Genomic DNA, 4,506 nt, shown 5'->3' on the forward strand with positions numbered 1-4,506 from the left:
ATACCTGATGTCACGCCGAATGGCGTTTTTGCATTTACCACCAATTAGGTGGCTAACTTCATTCTATAATCCACCTAGGCACTTTAACAGTGAATTATCAATGGAAGTAGAAAAAACAGGTCAAGGAGGATTATCCTCAAGACCTGTTTTTATATTGAGAGAATTCTAAGACAGTAGTATATTAATATTAAATTTTGATGAGAAAGAAGATGGGAGAGTATTGGCTAAGGAGAGAAAAGAAACGATCTTTACGAAGGATGTTGTTTTAGTAATGGCGGCTTCATTCTTCTTCATTTTTAGTAATATGTATTGTAATCCGCTGATTAATGGTTATGCTCAGGAATTGGGAGCTTCAAGTGCTTTCGCCGGAATTATTGTGGGGATGATGAGTATTGTTGCGATGTTTCTTCGTCCAGTTGCGGGAAACATGACGGATCATTTTTCAAAGTATACGCTGGCGTTTCTCGGTGGTGTTTTAAGCTTTATTGGGGTTATGGGTTACGTTATTACCCCCAATAGCGGCCTGCTCTTATTCTTTCGGCTAATTAACGGATTAGGGTATGTTCTTTGTACAGTTTGCATGACAACCTGGCTATCGTATCTCGTTCCGTTTAATCATGTCGGTGAGGCAATGAGTTTTTACGGGTTAATGAATGCTTTGGCAATGGCATTTGCACCAGCGGTATCGATCAATCTATACCGTGTGATCGGTTACCGATATGCAATCATTATTTCTGCATTAGCATCATTAATGATGATTATTACCGTGCAGTTTATTGATAATAAAGCTAAACCAGCTCCTCAACCGAAAAAAGAAAAGACTAAGGGCTTCCATTTGAAAATTATTCAGAAGGATTCGTTGCCAATTGCCTTCTTGACTGCATTGTTTGCTATTCCATACTTTGCAACTCAGGCAGATATTGTTACCTATACGGAACAACGTCATTTGCCAATTGCAGTTGGCTCTTACTTCTTAATTTATGCGGTTGTTTTGTTAGGAATTCGGCTTTTCTTGCGGAACCAATTTGATACGGTTAAGTTCGGACCATGGCTGATTATTAGTACAATCGCAACGGTCTTTTATTTAATTATGTTGGCAGTAATGCATACTAACTTTGAAATGGCTCTTGCCGCAGCAGGGATGGCCTTTGGATACGGATTGATTTATTCAGTTTGTCAGTCAACTGCGATGATGTTGGCACCTTCTAATGAACGGGGCCTGGCAAGTTCAACATTCTTCTTAGGATTGGATGTTGGGATGACCCTCGGACCTGTTCTTGGTGGGGTCATTGATTCAACAATGCCAGTAAAATGGTTCTATCCAGTAATGCTAGTAATTATTCCATTTATTTTGCTAATTTATGTATTCAATCGGCGCAAGTTAAATAGTGCAGTACAAAATCATTAAATAATATCAAAACTGGGAACCAACTCGAGCCTTATTCTTAATAAGGGTTCAGGTTGATTCCCAGCTTTTTTATTATCAGAATTTTAGTTTGTTCCACATGAAACACATTTGATATTCTAGCCAGGTTTAACGATCTCTTGTTTCCAGTGGTGGAGGTGTTGCTTTGTGATCACACAAAGGCCATCTTCACCTAATGCTTTCATTTTATCGGTACACATAATCTTAATATCAGGATTATCGGCAACCTGTTGTTCACCCCAGTAGTTTAAGTAACGGAGGGCGGCATAAAGGTTTTCTCCTTCAGCGGTTAAACGATATTCAACGTGTGGAGGAATGGTATTGAAACTCTTCCGGTCAACAATTCCTGCATCGATAAGTTCCCGTAGCTGATCGCTAAGAACTTTGTGGGAAGTTCCTAATTGCTTCACTAATTCTCCGGTTCGGCGGGGATGACCGGCAAGAAGGTAAAGAATGACCGGCTTCCATTTACCACCAATGATTGATAGGGCATAGTCTGCACCGGTATTAAACATTTTAGCCATAAAAATCCTCCCTTCAGTACTTTCATTATATATGAAAAGAGTGAAGAGAGGAGTAGAGTTATTATTTAATTAACTTAAAGACTTGATCTTCTGGAAGGTAATCTTTATCACCAGCTGGAGCTTCGATTGAGCCAAATGGCATTTCTGCGCGTAACTTCCATGATTCAGGAAGATCGAATGCTTCATGAATAGCATCATCAATTAGCGGATTGTAGTGTTGCAAACTAGCGCCAAGGTTGTTTTCTGCCAGGGCAGTCCAGACAGCTTGTTGAGCACCACCAATTGCTTGCTCAGACCAATCCGCAAAGTTAGCAGCATAGCTAGGGAATTGTTCTTCTAAGTTATGAACAATATCAGTATCGGTTAAGTAAAGGATTGTCCCAAAACCTGCACGGAATGTTGCGATCTTTGCTTTAGTTTTGGCAAAAGCAGTAGGATCCTTTACAATCTTCTGGAGAGTTTCTTCAACAATATCCCAAACTTTGTCAGAGCTCTTACCAAACAGAACAACTGCACGGACAGTTTGGCTGTTAAAGGCACTTGGAGAGTTACGGACTGTTTCCTTTACCAGGTTAAAAATTTCTTCTGGGCTTGTTGTTATGTTATCGCCAAGAGCATAAATGGAACGACGCTTGGCACTGAGTTCATTAAATTTTGATTGCATTGTGAGTTCCTCCTTAATCAATTCTTTGTTATTTCACTTACTAATAGTAACTAAAATATGAGACATAGACAAGATGAGAAATAAAATTCACCTAGTTACAAATTCTTCCCTATAATAAGATTTGATATAGTATAAAAAGATGGTGGTGAGAAAATGACAGAACCAACACAACAATGTCCAATTGAAAATACGTTGAAACTAATTTCGGGAAAGTGGAAGAGTGTGATTATTTATATGCTCCTAAAGCACCCAACCTGTCGTTTCAACGAACTGCAAAAATTGATCCCAGATTGTTCACGACGAATGCTATCCCTTCAGTTGAAAGATTTGGAACGTGACGGGTTAGTGGTAAAGAAGGTTTACCCAGTTGTCCCACCAAAAACAGAATATTCCTTAACTGAGCGTGGTAAGAGTCTTAAAGAAGTTGTTGAAGGGATGCAGAAGTGGGGCCAAGCTTAAATTAGACGAAAATCGAGAAAAAATTAAATTTGATCAACCCCCTGGCGCGCAAGTAAATGTTACTGGTAGGTAACTAGCTTACGTGAAAGTGCTTACTTTTAATAAGTCAGAAACTAACTATACTAAAAAGTGAATTAAGCGATAGGAGGAAGATACAAATGACAAAACAAGTATTGATTTTAGGTGCCACTGGCCAAATTGCTGGTCATGCAATCAACGCTTTGCTAAAGAAAGGTGAAGACCACCTCTTACTGTATACTCGTCACCCACAAAACTTAAAAAATATTGATGAAACTCGGGAAACAGTCATTAAGGGTGATACCCTAAAAATGGATGAACTAGGGGCTGCAGTTGCTAAAGCTGACGCGGTTTACGCTAATTTACGGAATCCTGAAATTAAGCAACAAGCTGAAAATATTGTTAAAGCGATGGATGAACATGGGGTAAAACAACTTGTTTGGATTTCATCGATCGGTGTATATGATGAAGTTCCCGGAAAATTTGGTGAATGGAACAATGCTGAACTCGGTGGCGGTCAAAAAGACAGCTACCTGGGAACATACCGCAGTGCGGCTGACGTAATTACTGCATCTGATCTGGACTTTACGATTATTCGTCCAGCCTGGTTAACGAACAAGGATGAGGTTGATTATGAAACAACCGAACGTGGTGAAGCATTTAAGGGGACAGAAGTTTCACGGAAGTCCATTGGTGATTTTGTTGCAAAAATCATTGATAATCCAGCACCTTATGCCCGCAAAGACTTTGGTGTTAATAAACCACATACTGACGGTGATAAGCCAAGTTGGATGTAGTAAAGGGACTCAGCACTTGTTAAACCTTAGGAAAGTGAAATTTGACAACTAAAATTTCCTCGTATAAAATAAATCACAATTAAATAGAACTCATCTTTAGTCCCCGGATTAAAGATATAAAGAGCGAGCATCAGCCATCTTCTACTAGGGCCTGTCAGTAATGACATGAAGAAGTTGGTTGGTGCCCTTATTTTTAGGAGGAATTTTAAAATGAAAATTGAAGTGAAAACACTAGATGAAATGACTACTAAAGAATTTTGTAAGATCGCTGAAGAACGGACAAAGGTTTTCGTCGTTGAACAAGATTGCCCATACCAGGAAATTGATCAGCTAGATTACACTGCTCACCATTTAGTTTTAAGAGACGATCAGGGAAATTTTGTTGGCTACCTAAATTTCAAGAATAAGTTAGCCACTGGACTCAAATAAATAATACTGACCAATTGATTATTGGTTGATGGAGCTGTGATATCTCTTGGTAGAAGGCCTTACAATAGATATCCATTGACGAATGTCCATTAAACATAGCTCGTGGATAGTAATTCATCCAATCATTAGTCGCTATGATCTGAGCACTACTATAGTTATTTATAGCTTCACCTTTGGTAATCTCCTTGC

Annotated in this window: 6 protein-coding genes and 1 pseudogene; 4 read left to right on the top strand and 3 right to left on the bottom strand. The window is 39.0% G+C overall.

The genetic code is table 11. The features are described 5' to 3' along the window. The first annotated feature begins 220 nt into the window (after nucleotides 1-220). The gene (locus QOS10_RS09035) at nucleotides 221-1,408 is read left to right on the top strand and encodes an MFS transporter (protein ID WP_283595152.1); all 1,188 of its coding nucleotides are present in this window, start codon (nucleotides 221-223) and stop codon (nucleotides 1,406-1,408) included. A gap of 116 nt (nucleotides 1,409-1,524) precedes the next feature. Here QOS10_RS09035 and QOS10_RS09040 read toward each other — a convergent pair whose 3' ends face one another. Together QOS10_RS09040 and QOS10_RS09045 are read right to left on the bottom strand one after the other, a co-directional pair. Further along, complete coding sequence (locus QOS10_RS09040; protein WP_056994894.1) at nucleotides 1,525-1,950, bottom strand: winged helix-turn-helix transcriptional regulator; 426 nt, start codon at nucleotides 1,948-1,950, stop codon at nucleotides 1,525-1,527. Nucleotides 1,951-2,011: 61 nt separating this feature from the next. Further along, nucleotides 2,012-2,614, bottom strand: coding sequence for a nitroreductase family protein (locus QOS10_RS09045; RefSeq protein WP_056994893.1), 603 nt, complete (start codon nucleotides 2,612-2,614; stop codon nucleotides 2,012-2,014). A gap of 153 nt (nucleotides 2,615-2,767) precedes the next feature. On the opposite strand from QOS10_RS09045, the gene QOS10_RS09050 reads away from it, so the two are divergent. The 3 genes from QOS10_RS09050 to QOS10_RS09060 all read left to right on the top strand — a co-directional run bounded on the left by QOS10_RS09050 (nucleotide 2,768) and on the right by QOS10_RS09060 (nucleotide 4,317). After that, on the top strand, nucleotides 2,768-3,073 hold the full coding sequence (locus QOS10_RS09050) for a winged helix-turn-helix transcriptional regulator (RefSeq protein ID WP_152701363.1): 306 nt from the start codon (nucleotides 2,768-2,770) through the stop codon (nucleotides 3,071-3,073). A gap of 158 nt (nucleotides 3,074-3,231) precedes the next feature. Further along, nucleotides 3,232-3,888 (top strand): NAD(P)H-binding protein, encoded by a 657-nt coding sequence (locus QOS10_RS09055; RefSeq protein ID WP_283595153.1) that lies wholly within the window; start codon nucleotides 3,232-3,234, stop codon nucleotides 3,886-3,888. Nucleotides 3,889-4,098: 210 nt separating this feature from the next. Then, the gene (locus QOS10_RS09060; protein ID WP_283595154.1) at nucleotides 4,099-4,317 is read left to right on the top strand and encodes a GNAT family N-acetyltransferase; all 219 of its coding nucleotides are present in this window, start codon (nucleotides 4,099-4,101) and stop codon (nucleotides 4,315-4,317) included. Here QOS10_RS09060 and QOS10_RS10290 read toward each other — a convergent pair. After that, a pseudogene (locus QOS10_RS10290) lies at nucleotides 4,310-4,506 on the bottom strand (IS30 family transposase); the annotation flags it as partial. The gene QOS10_RS09060 and the pseudogene QOS10_RS10290 sit on opposite strands and share 8 nt — an antisense overlap.

Source organism: Limosilactobacillus galli (genome assembly GCF_947381495.1).
Classification (GTDB): domain Bacteria; phylum Bacillota; class Bacilli; order Lactobacillales; family Lactobacillaceae; genus Limosilactobacillus; species Limosilactobacillus galli.